The organism is Ruegeria sp., assembly GCF_965221235.1.
GTDB lineage: Bacteria > Pseudomonadota > Alphaproteobacteria > Rhodobacterales > Rhodobacteraceae > Ruegeria.
On record NZ_CBDCRS010000004.1, the window covers coordinates 262484 to 279360 of the forward strand.

The 16877-nt window shown below is 59.0% G+C and carries 18 protein-coding genes; 6 read left to right on the forward strand and 12 right to left on the reverse strand.

All coding sequences use genetic code 11. The annotated features are described in order from the left end of the window. The 5 genes from fdh3B to ACOQOY_RS04305 all read left to right on the forward strand — a co-directional run bounded on the left by fdh3B (position 1) and on the right by ACOQOY_RS04305 (position 4153). Positions 1-597: a formate dehydrogenase FDH3 subunit beta gene (fdh3B, locus tag ACOQOY_RS04285; RefSeq protein WP_039530246.1), complete on the forward strand. Its 597-nt coding sequence runs from the start codon at positions 1-3 to the stop codon at positions 595-597. A gap of 74 nt (positions 598-671) precedes the next feature. Continuing rightward, positions 672-1880 (forward strand): formate dehydrogenase subunit gamma, encoded by a 1209-nt coding sequence (locus ACOQOY_RS04290; RefSeq protein ID WP_420584248.1) that lies wholly within the window; start codon positions 672-674, stop codon positions 1878-1880. Next, a complete protein-coding gene (locus ACOQOY_RS04295; protein WP_420584249.1) occupies positions 1881-3158 on the forward strand; it encodes a c-type cytochrome in 1278 nt (425 codons plus the stop codon). Then, positions 3155-3280: a hypothetical protein gene (locus ACOQOY_RS04300; RefSeq protein WP_420584250.1), complete on the forward strand. Its 126-nt coding sequence runs from the start codon at positions 3155-3157 to the stop codon at positions 3278-3280. The genes ACOQOY_RS04295 and ACOQOY_RS04300 overlap by 4 nt, the downstream gene beginning before the upstream one ends. After that, positions 3281-4153 carry a substrate-binding domain-containing protein gene (locus ACOQOY_RS04305; RefSeq protein WP_420584251.1) on the forward strand — a complete coding sequence of 291 codons (873 nt, stop codon included), beginning with the start codon at positions 3281-3283 and terminating at the stop codon, positions 4151-4153. Between the two features lie 6 nt (positions 4154-4159). On the opposite strand, the gene ACOQOY_RS04310 is transcribed toward ACOQOY_RS04305, so the two are convergent. The 10 genes from ACOQOY_RS04310 to ACOQOY_RS04355 all read right to left on the reverse strand — a co-directional run bounded on the left by ACOQOY_RS04310 (position 4160) and on the right by ACOQOY_RS04355 (position 13367). Continuing rightward, a complete protein-coding gene (locus ACOQOY_RS04310; protein ID WP_420584252.1) occupies positions 4160-4975 on the reverse strand; it encodes an extracellular solute-binding protein in 816 nt (271 codons plus the stop codon). Positions 4976-4994: 19 nt separating this feature from the next. Further along, entirely contained in the window at positions 4995-5729 is a 735-nt protein-coding gene (locus tag ACOQOY_RS04315) for an ATP-binding cassette domain-containing protein (protein ID WP_420584253.1), read from the reverse strand. After that, positions 5722-6435 (reverse strand): ABC transporter permease, encoded by a 714-nt coding sequence (locus ACOQOY_RS04320; RefSeq protein ID WP_420584254.1) that lies wholly within the window; start codon positions 6433-6435, stop codon positions 5722-5724. Before ACOQOY_RS04320 ends, ACOQOY_RS04315 begins: the two co-directional genes overlap by 8 nt. A 152-nt stretch (positions 6436-6587) precedes the next feature. After that, entirely contained in the window at positions 6588-7577 is a 990-nt protein-coding gene (locus tag ACOQOY_RS04325) for an ABC transporter substrate-binding protein (RefSeq protein ID WP_420584255.1), read from the reverse strand. Positions 7578-7633: 56 nt separating this feature from the next. Then, positions 7634-8479 (reverse strand): ABC transporter permease, encoded by an 846-nt coding sequence (locus tag ACOQOY_RS04330; protein ID WP_420584256.1) that lies wholly within the window; start codon positions 8477-8479, stop codon positions 7634-7636. Continuing rightward, positions 8476-9408 (reverse strand): ABC transporter permease, encoded by a 933-nt coding sequence (locus tag ACOQOY_RS04335; protein WP_420584257.1) that lies wholly within the window; start codon positions 9406-9408, stop codon positions 8476-8478. Before ACOQOY_RS04335 ends, ACOQOY_RS04330 begins: the two co-directional genes overlap by 4 nt. Further along, positions 9401-10186, reverse strand: a complete 786-nt coding sequence (locus ACOQOY_RS04340) for an ABC transporter ATP-binding protein (protein ID WP_420584258.1) — start codon at positions 10184-10186, stop codon at positions 9401-9403. The genes ACOQOY_RS04335 and ACOQOY_RS04340 overlap by 8 nt, the downstream gene beginning before the upstream one ends. Then, entirely contained in the window at positions 10173-10571 is a 399-nt protein-coding gene (locus ACOQOY_RS04345) for a hypothetical protein (protein ID WP_420584259.1), read from the reverse strand. The genes ACOQOY_RS04340 and ACOQOY_RS04345 overlap by 14 nt, the downstream gene beginning before the upstream one ends. Continuing rightward, positions 10572-12026: a dihydropyrimidinase gene (hydA, locus tag ACOQOY_RS04350; protein WP_420584260.1), complete on the reverse strand. Its 1455-nt coding sequence runs from the start codon at positions 12024-12026 to the stop codon at positions 10572-10574. A gap of 90 nt (positions 12027-12116) precedes the next feature. Then, complete coding sequence (locus ACOQOY_RS04355) at positions 12117-13367, reverse strand: Zn-dependent hydrolase (protein WP_420584261.1); 1251 nt, start codon at positions 13365-13367, stop codon at positions 12117-12119. 171 nt (positions 13368-13538) lie between these two features. Here ACOQOY_RS04355 and ACOQOY_RS04360 point away from each other — a divergent pair, with 171 nt between their 5' ends. Further along, positions 13539-14147 (forward strand): TetR family transcriptional regulator C-terminal domain-containing protein, encoded by a 609-nt coding sequence (locus ACOQOY_RS04360; protein WP_420584262.1) that lies wholly within the window; start codon positions 13539-13541, stop codon positions 14145-14147. 36 nt (positions 14148-14183) lie between these two features. Here ACOQOY_RS04360 and preA read toward each other — a convergent pair whose 3' ends face one another. After that, positions 14184-15488 carry an NAD-dependent dihydropyrimidine dehydrogenase subunit PreA gene (preA, locus tag ACOQOY_RS04365; RefSeq protein ID WP_420584263.1) on the reverse strand — a complete coding sequence of 435 codons (1305 nt, stop codon included), beginning with the start codon at positions 15486-15488 and terminating at the stop codon, positions 14184-14186. Between the two features lie 45 nt (positions 15489-15533). Then, complete coding sequence (locus ACOQOY_RS04370) at positions 15534-16868, reverse strand: NAD(P)-dependent oxidoreductase (protein ID WP_420584264.1); 1335 nt, start codon at positions 16866-16868, stop codon at positions 15534-15536. Between the last annotated feature and the right edge of the window lie 9 nt (positions 16869-16877).

Below are 16877 nucleotides of genomic sequence, written 5' to 3' on the forward strand. Positions count from 1 at the left end.
ATGGCAGCAAGAGCAAAATTTCTCTGCGACGCCGAACGCTGCATCGAGTGCAATGCCTGCGTCACCGCGTGTAAAAATGAGCACGAGGTGCCGTGGGGCGTGAACCGCCGCAGGGTGGTGACGATCAATGACGGTGACCCGGGCGAACGCTCGATCTCGGTGGCCTGTATGCATTGCTCAGACGCGCCCTGCATGGCGGTGTGCCCGGTCGACTGCTTCTATCAGAACGAAGAAGGGGTCGTCCTGCACTCCAAGGACCTGTGCATTGGCTGCGGCTATTGCTTCTACGCGTGTCCGTTCGGCGCGCCGCAATACCCGCAGGCAGGCAACTTCGGATCGCGTGGCAAGATGGACAAATGTACCTTCTGCGCCGGTGGTCCCGAGGAAACGCACTCGACCGCAGAGTTCGCCAAATATGGTCGCAACCGGATCGCCGAGGGCAAACTGCCCATCTGCGCCGAGATGTGTTCCACCAAAGCCCTGCTCGCCGGTGACGGCGACGTGGTCTCAGCCATCTACCGCGAGCGCGTCGTTGCCCGCGGGTTTGGCTCGGGCGCGTGGGGTTGGGGCACGGCCTACGACCAGAAAGACGGCTAACACCGCTTTCGATGAACCAAACAGGCGACCCGCATCCGTGGGTCGCCTGATCAGGGATTTTGACCGAGGTTCAGATGTTCCGCTTACTCATCGCATTGCTATTCACACTTGGCATGGCTCAGGCTGTCGTTGCGCAAACCGACGAAACTGAGGCGCCAGCACCCACAAACGAGCGCACCTCAACGGGTGGCGCAACAACGCTTGAGGACATTCTGGCCCGTCAGCGTGGCGAACAGGTGGACAGCAGCTATCGGTCTGAAAATACCGGCCAGGGTAATGTCGAAGGCCTTTTGGGCCAGTTCAGCGCAAGCGGCGTAGCCTCGGACAGCGACGTCTACCGCGCGTTGCGCTATGGCTCGGCGGATGTAACGGTATCCTCCAACGGCCCCGCCGACAGTGTTCTGATTCAGGACGGCGGCATGTGGTGGTGGGCCTTCCGCACTGGCCCGCTCAGGGAATACGGCAGCTACATTATCGCGGGAATGCTTGCGATCATTGCCCTGTTCTTCCTGATCCGCGGCAAAATCCGCATCGACGGAGAGAAGACCGGACGCACCGTCCTGCGCTTCACCAGCTTTGAACGGTTTGGCCACTGGCTGTTTGCCGGGTCGTTCCTTGTGCTCGGCATCACCGGCCTGCTGACCTTGTATGGACGAGACTTCCTGATCCCGATCTTCGGCAAAGAAGGTTTCGCGACCATCGCTCAGGGGTGCAAATGGCTGCACAACAACCTCGCCTGGGCCTTCATGTTGGGTCTGATCATCGTTACCGTGAACTGGATCGCACACAACATTCCTAACAAAACCGACCTAAAATGGTTAGCTGCCGGAGGCGGTCTGTTCAGCAAGAACAGCCACCCGCCCGCCAAGAAATTCAACGCGGGCCAAAAAATCATCTTCTGGGCCTGCATTCTGCTGGGCGTCTCGATCAGCCTGTCCGGCCTGTCGCTGCTGTTCCCGTTCGAACTGCCGATGTTCGCCAAAACCTTCTCGATCGCCAATTCTACCGGTATCCCTCAGGCTTTGGGGTTGAACCTGCCCGTGCAGATGTCGCCGCAGGAAGAGATGCAATACGCGCAAGTCTGGCACGTGATGGTCGCCTATGTGTTCATCGCCATCATCATTGCGCATATCTATCTCGGCTCGATTGGAATGGAGGGCGCATTCGATGCCATGGGCACCGGTGAAGTCGAAGAGCAATGGGCACGCGAGCACCACTCGCTGTGGCTGGAAGAGGTGCAGGAAAAAGAGGCCGGCAAAGCAGCGGCTTCGCCCGCCGAATAGATGCGCGGGCTGATCCTGGCCCTGGCGCTGGTCCCCCTGCCCGCTTGGTCCGAGTTCTTCACGCTCAAGGGTCACGGTGGTCCGATCATGGGGATCGCCACCGCGCCGGACGGACGGATCGCTACGGCCAGCTTCGACAACTCGGTCGGGCTGTGGTCGGAACGCTCGCCGGAATGGCTTGAGGGGCATGAGGCCGCTGTAAACTCAGTCGCATTCAATGGACGTGCGATCTATTCCGCCGGGGATGACTTTACCCTGCGTCGTTGGCCGGGCGGAGAGGTCGTCGGCCAGCACAAAGGCAAGATTGTGGGCCTGGCCGCGTCTAAAACCCATGTGGCGACGGCCAGTTGGGACGGCACCATCGGCATTTGGCCTGAGGATGGATCGACTCCGCAATTGCTAACGGTTGGCAGTGGTGTGAATGCCGTCACTTTTTCCCCCGACGGATCAGAGCTGTATTCGGCTGGAATGGACGGGTCCCTGCGGGTGTGGAACGTTAACAGCGGTCAGGAAACCCTGCGCCTTGTCGAGCATGGGTTTGGCATCAACGAACTGGTGCTGAACGTCCAAGACAATTGGATCGCCTATGGCGCAGTCGATGGTGTGACCCGCGTTCGCGACCTGATCACTGGTGAAGAACGCGACTTTACTCTCGACCGCCGCCCAATTCTGGCGCTGGCGCTTAGCCCTGACCGCAGCATGTTAGCCGTTGGTGACGGAGAGGGTTACATCATGATCATCGACACGGCGGAATGGCGCATCGCTCAGGATTTCCGTGCCACATTACGGGGGCCGGTCTGGGCCTTGGCTTTCTCCGCCGATGGCCAGAACATCCATGCAGGAGGCATCGACGAAGCCATGTATAGCTGGCCGGTCTCAGCTCTGGGCGATCACACCCAGATGGCTGGGGCGGAACCAAGTTTCCTGCAAGACCCCGACCAGATGAGCAATGGTGAGCGTCAATTCGCCCGCAAATGCTCGATCTGCCATAGCCTGACACCCGATGGTCAACGGCGTGCTGGGCCGACCCTGCATGGCGTGTTTGGCCGCAAGGCGGGAACGCTGCCGGGATATTTCTATTCGGACACGCTGCAAGACTCTGATATCATTTGGAATGACAATACAATAAATGCCCTTTTCGACGAGGGGCCGGATCACTACATTCCGGGATCGAAGATGCCGATGCAGCGGATCACGCAGGCCAAGGACCGAGACGACCTGATCGCCTTTCTGCGCGGTGCAACGGCGCCTGAGACCACAACCGGAGGAGACCAATGAAAGCCTTTCTTGCCGCCGTGGCCGCAATGGTCGTAATCACTGTTGCAGCCCCCTTCACCCTGCAACAGATGGGGTTCAGCTCTGCTGAGTCCGGCTCTGGTTCGGCTGTGCGCCTCGACTGAATGTCCGAATACCTGACGACCAAAGAACTGGCCGACTTGCTGCGCATTGGCGAGCGGAAAGCCTATGATCTGGCCTCTTCGGGCGAGGTACCGTGTGTCCGCGCTATGGGCAAACTTCTGTTTCCGCGGGCCGAGGTCATTGCATGGCTTAACGCCTCTCGGTCCGGCCCGCACGTAGCCGAACCGCCCCTGCCCCCGATTGTGGCTGGCAGCCACGACCCGCTTCTGGACTGGGCGCTGCGCGAAAGCGGCTCGGGGTTGGCCACATATTATGACGGCTCATTCGATGGGTTGGCCCGCCTCGCTGATCGCAGCGCACAGGCGGCTGCCCTGCATATTCACGAAGACGACGGGTTCAATACACAAACCCTTCGCGACCAGCTGGGCGAAGCCCCGGTCGTTCTGTACGAAATCGCGCAGCGGCAACGCGGGTTGCTGCTGGCCCCCGAAACAACCGGCATCACCAGCTTTGCCGATCTGAAAGGGCGCAGGATCATTCTACGGCAGGACAGCGCCGCGAGCCAGCGCCTGTTCGACGCTCAACTCAACGCGCATGGGCTGACGCGCGACGACCTGGACACGCTCCCAACCTGCGCCCGCACCGAGGAAGAACTGGCCATCGCCCTGCACGACAACAAGGCCGAAGCCGGGTTCGGACTGGGCGCGCTTGCTGGTCTTTATGATCTGGGCTTTGCCCCCACTCATTCCGAGCGTCTGGACCTCGCCATCTGGCGACGCGCCTATTTCGACATCCCGATGCTGAAACTGCTCAGCTTTGTGCAGTCAGAACGCTTCAGTACCCGCGCCGCAGAGTTCGGCGGCTATGACCTGTCTGGTCTGGGCACGATCCACCATAACGGGGCAAGCGGTTAGCGCGGGTCACTTCGCGTTGGGAAAGAACAACTGCTCTCCGTCCAGTTTGTAGGACGCAATGGCCGCCTGCCCGTCAGTACTGGTGAGCCAGTCGATGAACCTCTGGCCCGCGGCGGCACGGACGCCGGGATGCTTTTCCGGATTCACAAGAATGACTCCGTATTGGTTGAACAGGCGCGGATCACCTTCGACTAGAACCTCAAGATCGCCTCGGTTCCCAAACGACTGCCATGTCGCCCGATCGGTCAGCGCGTAAGCCCCCATGCCACTGGCCACGTTCAACGTGGCCCCCATGCCCGAGCCGGTCTCGCGATACCATTGCCCCGACGCGGTGGTCGGATCAGAACCTGCCACTTCCCACAAGCGCATCTCGGCCTTGTGGGTGCCGCTGTCATCCCCGCGCGAAGCAAAAGGCGCTTCGGCTTCGGCAACAGCTTTAAGCGCGGCAACGATATCCGTGCCTCCCCTGACCTGTGCCGGATCGGATTTTGGACCGACAAGAACAAAGTCGTTATACATCACATCGAACCGCTCGACGCCCCAGCCATCGGTCACGAACTGCTCTTCCGCTGGTTTGGAGTGAACCAGCAACACATCGCCGTCCCCATTGATCGCATTGCGGATCGCCTGACCGGTGCCAACGGCGACCACCCGCACGTCAATCCCGGTTTCAGCCTCGAACCCGGGAAGGATATAGTCCAGCAGGCCTGAATTTTGAGTTGAAGTCGTCGACTGCACCACGATGAACGGCGCTTCGGCGCTGACCGAACCTGCGGTCAGACCTGCTGCGACCAATACTGCCCGAGCGATATTGCGGATCATTCAGATCTCCAGTTTTTGATTAAGTGACTAGCCCACCTGCCAGATATCGGCGGGCGGCGTCGCTTTCGGGGGCATCCAGTACCTGTTTCGCGGCCCCATGTTCAACCACGTGGCCGCCCTGCATCATCACGACATCGGCGGCCAACCGCCGAGCCTGACCGATGTCATGCGTCACCATGACAATCCGAACACCACGGGACGAGGCACGCAGGATCATTCGTTCGATCATCTGCGTGGCATTTGGGTCCAGTGCACTGGTCGGTTCGTCCAGAAACAGCGTCTCGGGGTCCAGTGCGAGGGCGCGCAGAATGGCCAACCGCTGGGCTTCTCCACCGGACAGAGACCGGGCGGATTGCCGGGCCTTGCCGTCCAGCCCGCCTTCGGCCAGCAGGTCTTCGATCCGGGATTTCCGCGCACTGCGGGGCAGCCCCTGTCGTTTCAGCACGAAGTCCAGATTGGCCGCGACCGAGCGGCGCAGCAGCACCGGTTGCTGAAACACCATCCCCTGACGCGCCTTGTGGTCAGCGTTCAAAAGCTCATCATCCTGCCGGACCTGACCGCGATCGGGCACAATCAACCCGTGCAGACAACGCAGCAACAGGCTTTTACCCGACCCGTTTGGCCCAAGGATCAGGGTCGGTCCTGGCCCGTCCAGCGACAGATGAGGCACATCCAGCAACGCCTTGCCCTTTCGGGTAATGCGTATGCCCTCGACCGACAAACAGCTTGCCATTTCTTGGATCAGGTCACGCATGCCGCAACCCCTCCTGCTCGGCCCGCAGGCTCAGCGTGCTGACCATGGCGTTCACAGCAACCGCGATACCGATCAGGATTGCCCCCAACGCCAAAGCCAGCGCCAGATTGCCCTTTGAGGTCTCCAACGCGATGGTTGTCGTCATCACCCGCGTGACATGGTTGATGTTGCCGCCCACGATGATCACGGCGCCTACCTCAGCAATAGCGCGACCGAACCCGGCCAGCAGAGCTGTGACCAGCGCCAACCGCGCGTCCCAGAGCAGCACCGGAACCGAAGCCAGTCGCGAAACGCCGAGCGAGCGGAGTTGTTCAGAATACTCCTCGGCCAGCATCTCGATCACCTGCCGCGTCAACGCAGCGACGATGGGTGTCACAAGCACCACCTGCGCGATGATCATAGCGGTCGGCGTATAAAGTAACTCAAGCACCCCCAACGGCCCCGAGCGGGACAGCATCAGGTAGACGAGCAACCCGACAACGACCGGGGGAAAGCCCATCAAAGCGTTCATCAGAACGATCAGAACCCGTCGCCCCGGGAACCGTGCAACCGCTAGCGCGGCGCCAACCGGCATTCCGATCAGCGCTGAAATCAACACGGCAAAAACAGAAACTTTCAGGGACAACAGCACAATCGCCCAAAGCTCCGCATCCCCATTCAGGATCAGAGCGATAGCAGAACTGAATTCTGATGCAAATCCCTGCATTTTATTCCTGTGGTTCGTCATTTCGTATGAAATGCGGTATATTTCACAAGAATACTAAGCCATTCGAGCCACAAGTACAGACACATTTCCGACATCTGCAAAAGGAAACGCGGCCCCGTTGGAGCCGCGTTCATTCGTCTTGAAATTTGCTGTTAGTTCAGTGCCGCATCCGTGATCTGATGAGTCCAGGCACCGTCGGGCTGCTTGGTAATGACCGGATCAGAACCACCGGCCAACAAAGTGGCCACAGTCCGATCAAAATCCGCCGGATCCAGCGATCCGTTCGAACCTGCCGTCAGCTTGGCGATCTCGCCCATCATGCGCTTTTGATGCTCTTCGGTCTGAGCACCGGTCGCATCGTTTTCCAGCACAATCTCAGCGGCCTCGTCCGGGTTCTCTTCGGCGTATTTCCAACCCTTCATCGAGGCGCGCACAAAGCGTTCCATCTTGTCGGTGAAGGCCGCGTCGCTCAGGTTTTCTTCCAGAACATACAGGCCGTCTTCCAAAGTCGCGACGCCCTGATCTTCGTACTTGAATGTCACCAGCTCATCCGGGCTGACGCCCGCGTCAATGACCTGCCAGTACTCGTTGTAGGTCATGGTGCTGATGCAGTCGGCCTGACGCTGAAGCAGCGGGTCGACGTTAAAGCCCTGCTTCAACACCTCGACGCCGCTGTCGCTTTTGCCGCCGGTGTCGATACCCAGTTGGCTCATCCAGCTCATGAACGGGAATTCATTGCCAAAGAACCAGACGCCGAGCGTACGGTTTTTCAGATCCTCGGGTGACGCAATCCCGGCATCTTTCCAGCAGGTCAACATCATGCCCGAGCTTTTGAACGGTTGCGCAATGTTCACCAGCGGCAAGCCCTTCTCGCGCGCGGCCAGAGCGGCGGGCATCCATTCGACAGTTACATCGGCGCCGCCACCCGCGATCACCTGCGTCGGGGCGATATCGGGCCCGCCAGGCAGAATGGTGACGTCCAGCCCCTCTTCTTCGTAGAAGCCTTTATCCTTAGCCACGTAGTAACCTGCGAACTGCGCCTGAGTGACCCATTTCAGTTGCAATGTGACCTCATCCGCCGCCAGAGCCGAACTGGCGGCCAGGCTAAAGGCGGCTATCGCCCCGCTGAGTAGCTTATTCATCTTCATATCTCCTAGTTGCAGTTGGTGCCCCGTTTTCGGGGTCTGTTGAAATCTTGTTATCCGCGTTGCGACGGGTGCCAGAAGGTCACCGCCTTTTCGATCATAGCGACCAGCCCATAGAACGCCGTTCCGGCCAAAGCAGCCACCACGATCTCGGCCCAAACCATATCCAGCGAAAGCTGTCCCACGCTGGTAGAAATCCGGAACCCCATCCCCAGTGTGGGTGATCCAAAGAACTCGGCCACGATAGCGCCGATCAGCGCCAGAGTGGTAGAAATCTTTAGACCGTTGAAAATAAACGGCATCGCGGCCGGAAGGCGCAGTTTCAGGAAGCTCTGCCAATAGGTCGCCGCATAGGTCTCCATCAGGTCGCGCTGCATGGTTGTGGCTTCTCGCAACCCCGCTACGGTGTTCACCAGCATGGGAAAGAACACCATCACCACGACCACGGCCGCTTTGGAGTGCCAGTCGAACCCGAACCACATCACCAGAATAGGCGCAGTGCCGACGATGGGCAGCGCGGCCACAAAGTTCCCCACCGGCAGCAGCCCAAGGCGCAGGAAATCCCACCGATCCACCGCGATCGCCATCAGAAAGGCGGAGCCGCATCCGATGATGTAGCCGCTAAGCGCGCCCTTGATGATGGTCTGCACGAAATCAGCCCAAAGGATCGGCAGACTGTCGGCAAAACGCACCGCAATGACCGAAGGCGCGGGCAGGATGACCAGAGGAACCTCAAGACCGCGCACCACCAGCTCCCAAATCCCGATAATGGTCAGGCCAAAGATCATAGGGGCCAGAAACCCGACCACCTGTGTATCGGCATATGGACCGCTGGCCAGACGAGAATTCAGCCACCAACCAAACAGCCACAGAAGGATTGCACAGAAAACCAAAATCATTGCGCCATTCCCATCCGTTTGAGAACCGCTTTTTCGATCAGCCCCAGCAGCCCGACGAGGCACCCGGCGAGTATCGCAGCGGCAAATAACGCCGACCAGATTTGCACTGTCTGCCCATAGTAGCTGCCTGCCAGCAGACGCGCGCCCAGCCCGGCCACAGCCCCTGTCGGCAGTTCACCGACAATGGCCCCTACCAGCGACGCTGCGATGCCGATTTTCAACGAAGTGAACAAATAAGGCATCGACGCCGGAAGGCGCAGCTTCCAGAACCCCTGAGACGTGCTGGCGTTATATGTCCGCAGCAGGTCCAACTGCATCGCATCCGGGCTGCGCAAGCCTTTGACCATGCCGACCACGACCGGGAAGAAGCTGAGATAAGCCGAGATGATGGCTTTGGGAATGATCCCCTGAATGCCCACGGAATACAGCACCACGATGATCATCGGGGCCAAAGCAATGATCGGAATCGTCTGGCTGACGATGGCCCAAGGCATGACCGACAGGTCCATCACCCGGCTATGCACGATCCCCACGGCCAGCAATATGCCCAGCCCGGTGCCAATTGCGAACCCCAGCATTGTTGCGCTGAGTGTCACCCAGGAATGATAGATCAGCGACCGTTTCGAGGTGATCTTTTTCTCGACCGTCGTATCCCACAACTCCTCGGCCACCTGATGCGGAGCGGGCAGACGCGGCCGGTCCTGCTCCCATGTTTCGTCAATGGCATAGGGATTGTCGACGACCAGCTCAAATTCACTCATGTCGCGTCGGTCGACCGCCTTGGGCGGATCAACCTGCACCCCGGCGCGTTCAAACTCGGTCAGAACACCTTTGATGTTCATCGGCACGCTGGCGGCGTACCAGAACAGGATGATGACACCCACCACGGTGAGCACAGCCCAGACCGCTCTGATCCCCGCACTAGTCATCCGTATGCCCCGCCCTCAGGCCCTCGCGCACGCGATGGGCCACCTCGATGAACTCCGGCGTATCACGGATATCCAATGGCCGTTCCTTGGGCAGAGGACTGTCGATCACATCCGTAATCCGCCCGGGCCGAGGGCTCATGACCACGATCTTGGTGCTGAGATACACCGCCTCGGGGATCGAATGGGTCACAAAACCAATGGTCTTTTCCGTCCGCGCCCAAAGCGCCAGAAGCTGTTCATTCAAGTGATCGCGCACGATCTCGTCCAAGGCACCAAAGGGTTCGTCCATCAACAGGATGTCGGCATCAAATGCCAGCGCCCGTGCAATACTCGCGCGCTGCTGCATCCCACCGGACAACTGCCATGGGAATTTGCCACCAAACCCTTCCAGATCAACGAGCTCCAGAACCTTCCTCACCCGCTCTTCCTGATCGGCGGCTGAGTACCCCATGATCTCTAGCGGCAGTTTGATGTTCTTTGAAATGGTGCGCCACGGATACAGCCCCGCCGCCTGAAACACATACCCATACGCCCTATTCCGCCGCGCCTCGTCCGGGGTCATACCGTTGACGGTCAGAGCACCCCCGGTCGGCGTTTCCAGTGCCGCGATACAACGCAAGAATGTGGTCTTTCCGCAACCCGACGGACCGATGAAACTGACGAAATCGCCTTTGTTGATGGTCAGGTTCACATCCTTCAGCGCATGGATCGGTCCATCGTTGGTTTGAAATGTGAGGTCCAGCCCACTCGCCCCTATAACCTCATCACTGTTCTTCATTTTTTCCTGCCCCAAAACTTTCGACCCAATACCAGGTCAATCCCGCCATCCCACCTGCAAGCCCATAGACCAAAAGGTCGGGCCATACTCCCAACTGTGGAGCACCCGCCCATCCTTCAGCATTAACGCTCCAATACACAAAGACACTGGTTATAGCCCCGGCGACAATGGCGACAACAGGATTGAATAGATGGAAAATGATCGCTGTAATTCTAAGGACAAATGCCGGAATAAGCGTTAGAACTACCATCAATCCTATCAAAGCCGAAGCCAATGCGGGAATGACCAGCAAACTCAGAGCATTTGGGGCATCCCACAACAGTACAATCAACGCCCCGACATAGAGCGCCGCAAGATATCCAAGAACCGCTCGCAATACGGGCACTCAAACCCCCGTCGCCGGAATACCCGTCCGCTCAACCGGTCGCGGCGCGGTCAGCTCTTTCCACGTACTCAAAGCCTTGTTCACATGGCCATTGGGCTCACGCGCGACGAACTCTCCATGGCCCTCTTGGGTTCGGATGTCCCCATCATGAACAGCCACCTGCCCACGTGTCAGAGTAAAGCGCGGCAGGCCCTTGACCTCTTTGCCTTCAAACACGTTGTAGTCGATCGCAGATTGCTGTGTATCGGCGCTGATCGTTTTGGTTTTCTCAGGATCCCAGACAACGATATCCGCATCCGCACCAACAAGGATCGCACCCTTTTTCGGATAGCAATTCAATATCTTGGCGATATTTGTTGAAGTCACTGCGACGAATTCATTCGGTGTCAAGCGCCCGGTATTTACCCCGTGCGTCCACAGCATCGGCATTCGGTCCTCCAACCCACCGGTCCCGTTCGGAATCTTGGTGAAGTCGCCCACGCCATAGCGCTTTTGTTCAGTCGTAAAGGCGCAGTGATCGGTCGCCACGACGCTGAGCGTCCCAGAATGCAGCCCATTCCACAGGCTGTCCTGATGCTGCTTGTTGCGGAACGGAGGGCTCATGACACGCCGCGCGGCGTGGTCCCAATCGTGGTGAAAATACTCGCTCTCATCCAGCGTCAGATGCTGGATCAGAGGTTCCCCCCACACCCGCTTGCCATTCATCTTGGCCCGCCGGATGGCCTCATGTGCCTCTTCGCAGGACGTATGCACCACGTAAAGCGGCACGCCCGCCATATCGGCAATCATGATGGCGCGGTTGGTTGCCTCGCCCTCGACCTGCGGCGGACGGGAATAGGCATGCGCCTCGGGGCCGGTATTGCCTTCAGCCAGCAGCTTGGCACTCAGCTCGGCCACCACATCACCGTTCTCGGCATGCACCATCGCGATACCGCCCAGCTCGGCCAAACGCTTGAACGAGGCAAACAGCTCGTCGTCATTCACCATAAGCGCGCCTTTGTAGGCCATGAAGTGCTTGAACGTGTTGATGCCGCGGGTCTCGATCACCGTCTTGATGTCATCGAACACCTGCTCGCCCCACCAGGTCACCGCCATGTGGAACGAATAGTCACAGTTTGCACGGGTCGACTTGTTGTCCCAGCGCTTCAAAGCGTCCAGCAGGCTCTCGCCCGGGTTCGGCAGCGCAAAGTCCACCACCATCGTGGTGCCACCAGCCAAAGCCGCGCGCGTCCCACTTTCGAAATCATCGCTGGAGTAGGTCCCCATGAACGGCATCTCAAGATGCGTGTGCGGATCAATGCCACCGGGCATCACGTAACAGCCGGTCGCGTCCAACTCTTTATCGCCCTTCAGATCCAACCCGATCTCGGTGATCACCCCATCTTCGACAAGCACATCCGCCTTGTACGACAAATCCGCGGTGACAACGGTCCCGTTCTTGATAACAGTGCTCATTTTTATCTCCCTGACGCGGTCTGCGCCGCTTGTTTTATCTGGCCAAAAATCTCGATGGTCTCGCCCAATGGGCGATGGGGGCAGACCCCCCTATTCCACGATCTCAGCCGTCTCGACGACTGCATGGAACAGAACATCCGTCCCGGCCGCAGCCCAGTCCTTGCTGATCTCCTCAGCCTCATTATGGCTCAGCCCATCTACGCAGGGGCACATCACCATTGCAGTCGGTGCCACACGATTGATCCAACAGGCGTCATGGCCGGCGCCTGAGATGATGTCAGTATGGGAATACCCCAGCCGTTCAGCCGCATCGCGCACGGCTGCAACACAACCGTCATCGAATTTCACCGGATCAAACCCGCCGACCTTCTCGAATTCGATCTCAAGCCCCATCTCGTTAACGATGTCTTCGGCGGCGACGCGCAATCGGTTCTCCATATCCGTTATCACATCCAACTCGGGCGACCGGAAATCGACGGTAAACACCGCCTTGCCCGGTATGACATTGCGCGAGTTCGGGTAAACGTCGATATGACCAGCGGCCCCCACCGCATGAGGCGCATGAGACCATGCAATCTCATCCACTTTTTCAAGAATACGCGCCATCGCCAGCCCCGCATTCTTGCGCATCGGCATCGGGGTCGAGCCCGTGTGCGCATCCTTTCCGGTCACGGTGATCTGAGTCCAGCTCAGCCCCTGCCCATGAGTGACGACGCCGATATCCTTGCCCTCAGCCTCAAGAATCGGCCCCTGTTCGATGTGCAACTCAAAAAAGGCGTGCATCTTGCGGGCACCGACCTCTTCTTCGCCGCGCCAACCAATGCGTTGCAACTCGTCACCGAATTTCTTGCCGTCGGCATCTTCGCGATCATACGCCCAATCCTGCGTGTGCATTCCGGCGAATACGCCCGATGACAGCATCGCTGGCGCGTAACGCGTGCCTTCCTCATTGGTCCAATTGGTGGCGACGATAGGATGCTTGGTCTTGATCCCCAGATCGTTGAGGGTGCGGATGATCTCCAACCCGCCCAACACGCCCAGAACACCGTCATACTTGCCACCCGTCGGCTGCGTATCCAGATGCGAGCCGACATAGACCGGCAGTGCATCGGGATCAGTGCCTTCCCGGCGGGCGAACATATTCCCCATCTGATCCAGCCCCATCGAGCAACCCGCATCCTCGCACCATCTTTGGAACAACGCGCGCCCTTCGGCGTCTTCGTCTGTCAGCGTCTGACGGTTGTTGCCACCTGCAACACCGGGCCCGATCTTGGCCATCTCCATCAGGCTGTCCCACAACCTGTCGCCATTGATCCTGAGATTCTGCGCCGGAGCTGCCATAGCCATCTTCCCTGTTGCTTGCGATTTGGCTCGCTTTTGGTGTCTTGATTTGACCAACTGGTCAAACTCACGCTATCACGGGTTCGTCATCAGTCAAGAAATTGCAGAGCGTTGGTGGAATTTTTGACTTATTCAGCGCCTGCTTGCCGGAAAAAGAGACAGCCCGAAAACATGCCCAAAGATCGCGCCCCAACCAGAATTCAAAAAAAGAACCGCGCTGCGATACTTGAGGCCGCTCTGAACGTGTTTTCCGCCCACGGCTTTCGCGGCGCTACAGTCGATCAGATCGCGGCAGAGGCCGGGCTGAGCAAACCGAATCTGCTGTATTACTTCCCGTCGAAGGAGGCGATTCATACGGCTCTTTTGTCGGGCCTGCTGGAGGTCTGGCTGGCTCCGTTGCATGACCTCGACGCTGACGGTGATCCTATGCAGGAGATACTGTCTTACATCCGTCGCAAGCTGGAAATGAGCCGGGATTTACCGCGCGAAAGCCGCTTGTTTGCCAACGAGCTGGTTCAGGGTGCACCCCGCATCCATGCTTCGCTTTCTACCGACCTGAAAGCGTTAGTGGATGAAAAAACCGCCATCCTGACTGGCTGGATGGATCAGGGCAAGATCGCGCACCTTCATCCCTATCACCTGATCTTTTCGATCTGGGCGCTGACGCAGCATTACGCCGATTTCGACGTACAAGTCCGCGCCATTCTTGGCGACGAGGACCCGTTTGAGGGGGCCGAGCCGTTCATTGACACGCTCTATCGCAAATTGCTGACGCCCTAAGAAAAAGGGGCCGCGTTCCGGCCCCTTTCGCTTCGCTTATTCGGCCGCCCGAGCCATTGGGTTGTTCGGGTGTGTTGTCCAGTTGGCATAGTCTGGCTGCACCTCCTGACCCGTGCGCGGATCAACCTCTCCTGCCGCCATCGGCTCCATCGAGATACATCCGTCCACCGGACACACATCAACACACAGGTTACAGGCGACACATTCGTCATCCATAACCTCGAACACCCGGTCCGCAGACATCGAGATCGCCTGATGGCTGGTATCTTCACATGCGGCGTAACAGCGGCCGCACTTGATGCACTGGTCCTGATCAATCTTGGCCTTGGCGACGTAGTTCAGGTTCAGATACTGCCAATCGGTCACGTTTGGCACCGCAAGACCGACGACTTGCGAAACGTCAGTATAGCCCTTTTCGTCCATCCACTTGGACAGGCCCGCCGTCAGTTCGTCGATGATCTTGAACCCATAAGTCATGGCAGCGGTGCAAACCTGTACGGTGCCACACCCCAGCGCCATGAACTCGGCCGCATCGCGCCAAGTGGTGACACCACCAATGCCGGAAATCGGCAGGCCATGCGTCGCCTGTGCCCGTGCGATCTCGGACACCATCGACAGGGCAATCGGCTTGACTGCCGGACCGCAATAGCCGCCATGGCTGCCTTTACCGTCGATCGACGGTTCAGGGCTGAATGTGTCCAGATTGACGCTGGTGATCGAGTTGATGGTGTTGATCAGTGACACCGCATCTGCACCACCGTTCTTTGCCGCCTCAGCAGGCTTGCGGATATCGGTGATGTTCGGCGTCAGTTTCACGATGACCGGACGGTCGTAGTATTTCTTGCACCACCGAGTGACCATCTCGATATATTCCGGCACCTGCCCAACGGCCGAGCCCATTCCGCGCTCGCTCATCCCGTGGGGACAGCCGAAATTCAGCTCAATCCCGTCCGCGCCAGTTTCGGCCACGCGTGGAAGGATGGCTTTCCACGCCTCCTCCTCACATGGAACCATGATCGAGGCGATCAGCGCGCGGTCCGGGTAGTCGGCCTTAACGCGCGCCATCTCTTCAAGGTTCACTTCAAGTGGGCGGTCGGTGATCAATTCGATGTTGTTCAGGCCCAGCAACCGCCGGTCAGCCCCATAAATCGCGCCGTACCGTGGCCCGTTTACATTGACGACCGGTGGCCCTTCGGACCCTAGCGTTTTCCAAACAACACCGCCCCATCCGGCCTCAAAAGCGCGGCGAACGTTGTATTCTTTGTCGGTTGGCGGCGCAGAGGCCAGCCAATAGGGGTTCGGGCTTTCGATACCCAGGAAATTTGTCTTCAAATCAGCCATTTATCCGGCCTCCCTGATGCAGATGTGCATCTTTGTCTGTTGGTGTCACGCGCTCAGGCTGGCGTGAATATCCATCGCGGCATCACGACCTTCGGCCACGGCGGTCACGGTCAGGTCTTCTCCGCCCGCGGCACAGTCACCGCCAGCCCAGACACCGGTCATTGAGGTGCGCCCGGCCCCGGTCACAGCGATCTTGTTACCGTCCAGCGTCAATCCGTCGGGCGCGCCTTCCAGCGTCTGACCGATGGCCTTGAGCACCTGATCTGCGGCCAGACGAACAGTCTCGCCAGTTCCGGTCAACTGACCATCATGGCTTGCAGTATACTCCAGTTCGATCTCGACGGCCGCCCCGTTTCCGTGAACGGCGACAGGCTGCACATTGGTCATGATCTTGACCCCGTGCGAGGCCGCCAAGTCCTGTTCGAATTTGCTGGCGCCCATGGCATCGCGCCCACGTCGATAGGCGATTGTGACATGCTCGGCGCCCAGCAGCTTGGACTTCACGGCAGCGTCCACAGCAGTCATACCGCCGCCAATCACCACCACATTGCGTCCAACCGGCAAGTTGGCCAGATCAGAGGCCTGCCGCACATCCGAGATGAAATCGACAGCAAAGCGCACTCCGTCCTTCTCGGCCCCGGCGGCCCGCAGAGCATTCACTCCGGCCAGACCAATGGACAGGAAAACCGCATCGTAATTCTCAACCAAACCGTCCAGCGAGAGACCCTCGCCCAGCGCCGAGCCGGTCTCGATAGTGATGCCACCGATCTTGAGCAGCCAGTCGACCTCGGCCTGCGCAAAGTCGTTGGTCGATTTGTAGGCAGCGATGCCGTATTCGTTCAGGCCGCCCGGCTTGGGCTTGCTTTCGTGGATCACCACGTCATGCCCATGCATGGCCAAACGATGTGCACAGGCCAGACCGGCAGGCCCTGCCCCGACCACAGCAATCGTCTTGCCTGTCGGCGCAGCTCGTTCAAAGGGATGATCTCCATCCCTCATGACGCTGTCGGTTGCATAACGTTGCAAGCGGCCAATCTCGACCGGAGCGCCCTCGGCAGTTTCGCGCACGCAGGCTTCTTCGCACAATGTCTCGGTCGGACAGACTCGGGCGCACATTCCGCCCAGAATATTCTGCGCCAGAATGGTTTCACCCGCCGCTTCGGGCTGCCCGGCCTGAATCTGCCGCATGAATAGCGGAATATCGATGTCCGTCGGACAAGCCGTCACACACGGCGCGTCATAGCAGAAATAACACCGATCTGCGGCCACGGCGGCCTCATGCGCGGCCAATGGCGGATGCAAATCCGTGAAATTCGAGGTCAGCTCATCGCTGGACAGCCGCCCGGAGACTATGCCGGGGGCAATCTGGCCCTGTGCCATCACTCTACT

What these genes read in the sequence shown, in the direction of transcription:
- ACOQOY_RS04335 (WP_420584257.1), bottom strand. Translation starts at nt 9,408, where the DNA reads ATGACTAGTGCGGGGATCAGAGCGGTCTGGGCTGTGCTCACCGTGGTG.
- ACOQOY_RS04300 (WP_420584250.1), top strand. Translation starts at nt 3,155, where the DNA reads ATGAAAGCCTTTCTTGCCGCCGTGGCCGCAATGGTCGTAATCACTGTT.
- ACOQOY_RS04310 (WP_420584252.1), bottom strand. Translation starts at nt 4,975, where the DNA reads ATGATCCGCAATATCGCTCGGGCAGTATTGGTCGCAGCAGGTCTGACC.
- ACOQOY_RS04325 (WP_420584255.1), bottom strand. Translation starts at nt 7,577, where the DNA reads ATGAATAAGCTACTCAGCGGGGCGATAGCCGCCTTTAGCCTGGCCGCC.
- ACOQOY_RS04360 (WP_420584262.1), top strand. Translation starts at nt 13,539, where the DNA reads ATGCCCAAAGATCGCGCCCCAACCAGAATTCAAAAAAAGAACCGCGCT.
- ACOQOY_RS04355 (WP_420584261.1), bottom strand. Translation starts at nt 13,367, where the DNA reads ATGGCAGCTCCGGCGCAGAATCTCAGGATCAATGGCGACAGGTTGTGG.
- ACOQOY_RS04370 (WP_420584264.1), bottom strand. Translation starts at nt 16,868, where the DNA reads ATGGCACAGGGCCAGATTGCCCCCGGCATAGTCTCCGGGCGGCTGTCC.
- fdh3B (WP_039530246.1), top strand. Translation starts at nt 1, where the DNA reads ATGGCAGCAAGAGCAAAATTTCTCTGCGACGCCGAACGCTGCATCGAG.
- hydA (WP_420584260.1), bottom strand. Translation starts at nt 12,026, where the DNA reads ATGAGCACTGTTATCAAGAACGGGACCGTTGTCACCGCGGATTTGTCG.
- ACOQOY_RS04295 (WP_420584249.1), top strand. Translation starts at nt 1,881, where the DNA reads ATGCGCGGGCTGATCCTGGCCCTGGCGCTGGTCCCCCTGCCCGCTTGG.
- ACOQOY_RS04290 (WP_420584248.1), top strand. Translation starts at nt 672, where the DNA reads ATGTTCCGCTTACTCATCGCATTGCTATTCACACTTGGCATGGCTCAG.
- ACOQOY_RS04330 (WP_420584256.1), bottom strand. Translation starts at nt 8,479, where the DNA reads ATGATTTTGGTTTTCTGTGCAATCCTTCTGTGGCTGTTTGGTTGGTGG.
- ACOQOY_RS04315 (WP_420584253.1), bottom strand. Translation starts at nt 5,729, where the DNA reads ATGCGTGACCTGATCCAAGAAATGGCAAGCTGTTTGTCGGTCGAGGGC.
- preA (WP_420584263.1), bottom strand. Translation starts at nt 15,488, where the DNA reads ATGGCTGATTTGAAGACAAATTTCCTGGGTATCGAAAGCCCGAACCCC.
- ACOQOY_RS04305 (WP_420584251.1), top strand. Translation starts at nt 3,281, where the DNA reads ATGTCCGAATACCTGACGACCAAAGAACTGGCCGACTTGCTGCGCATT.
- ACOQOY_RS04320 (WP_420584254.1), bottom strand. Translation starts at nt 6,435, where the DNA reads ATGCAGGGATTTGCATCAGAATTCAGTTCTGCTATCGCTCTGATCCTG.
- ACOQOY_RS04340 (WP_420584258.1), bottom strand. Translation starts at nt 10,186, where the DNA reads ATGAAGAACAGTGATGAGGTTATAGGGGCGAGTGGGCTGGACCTCACA.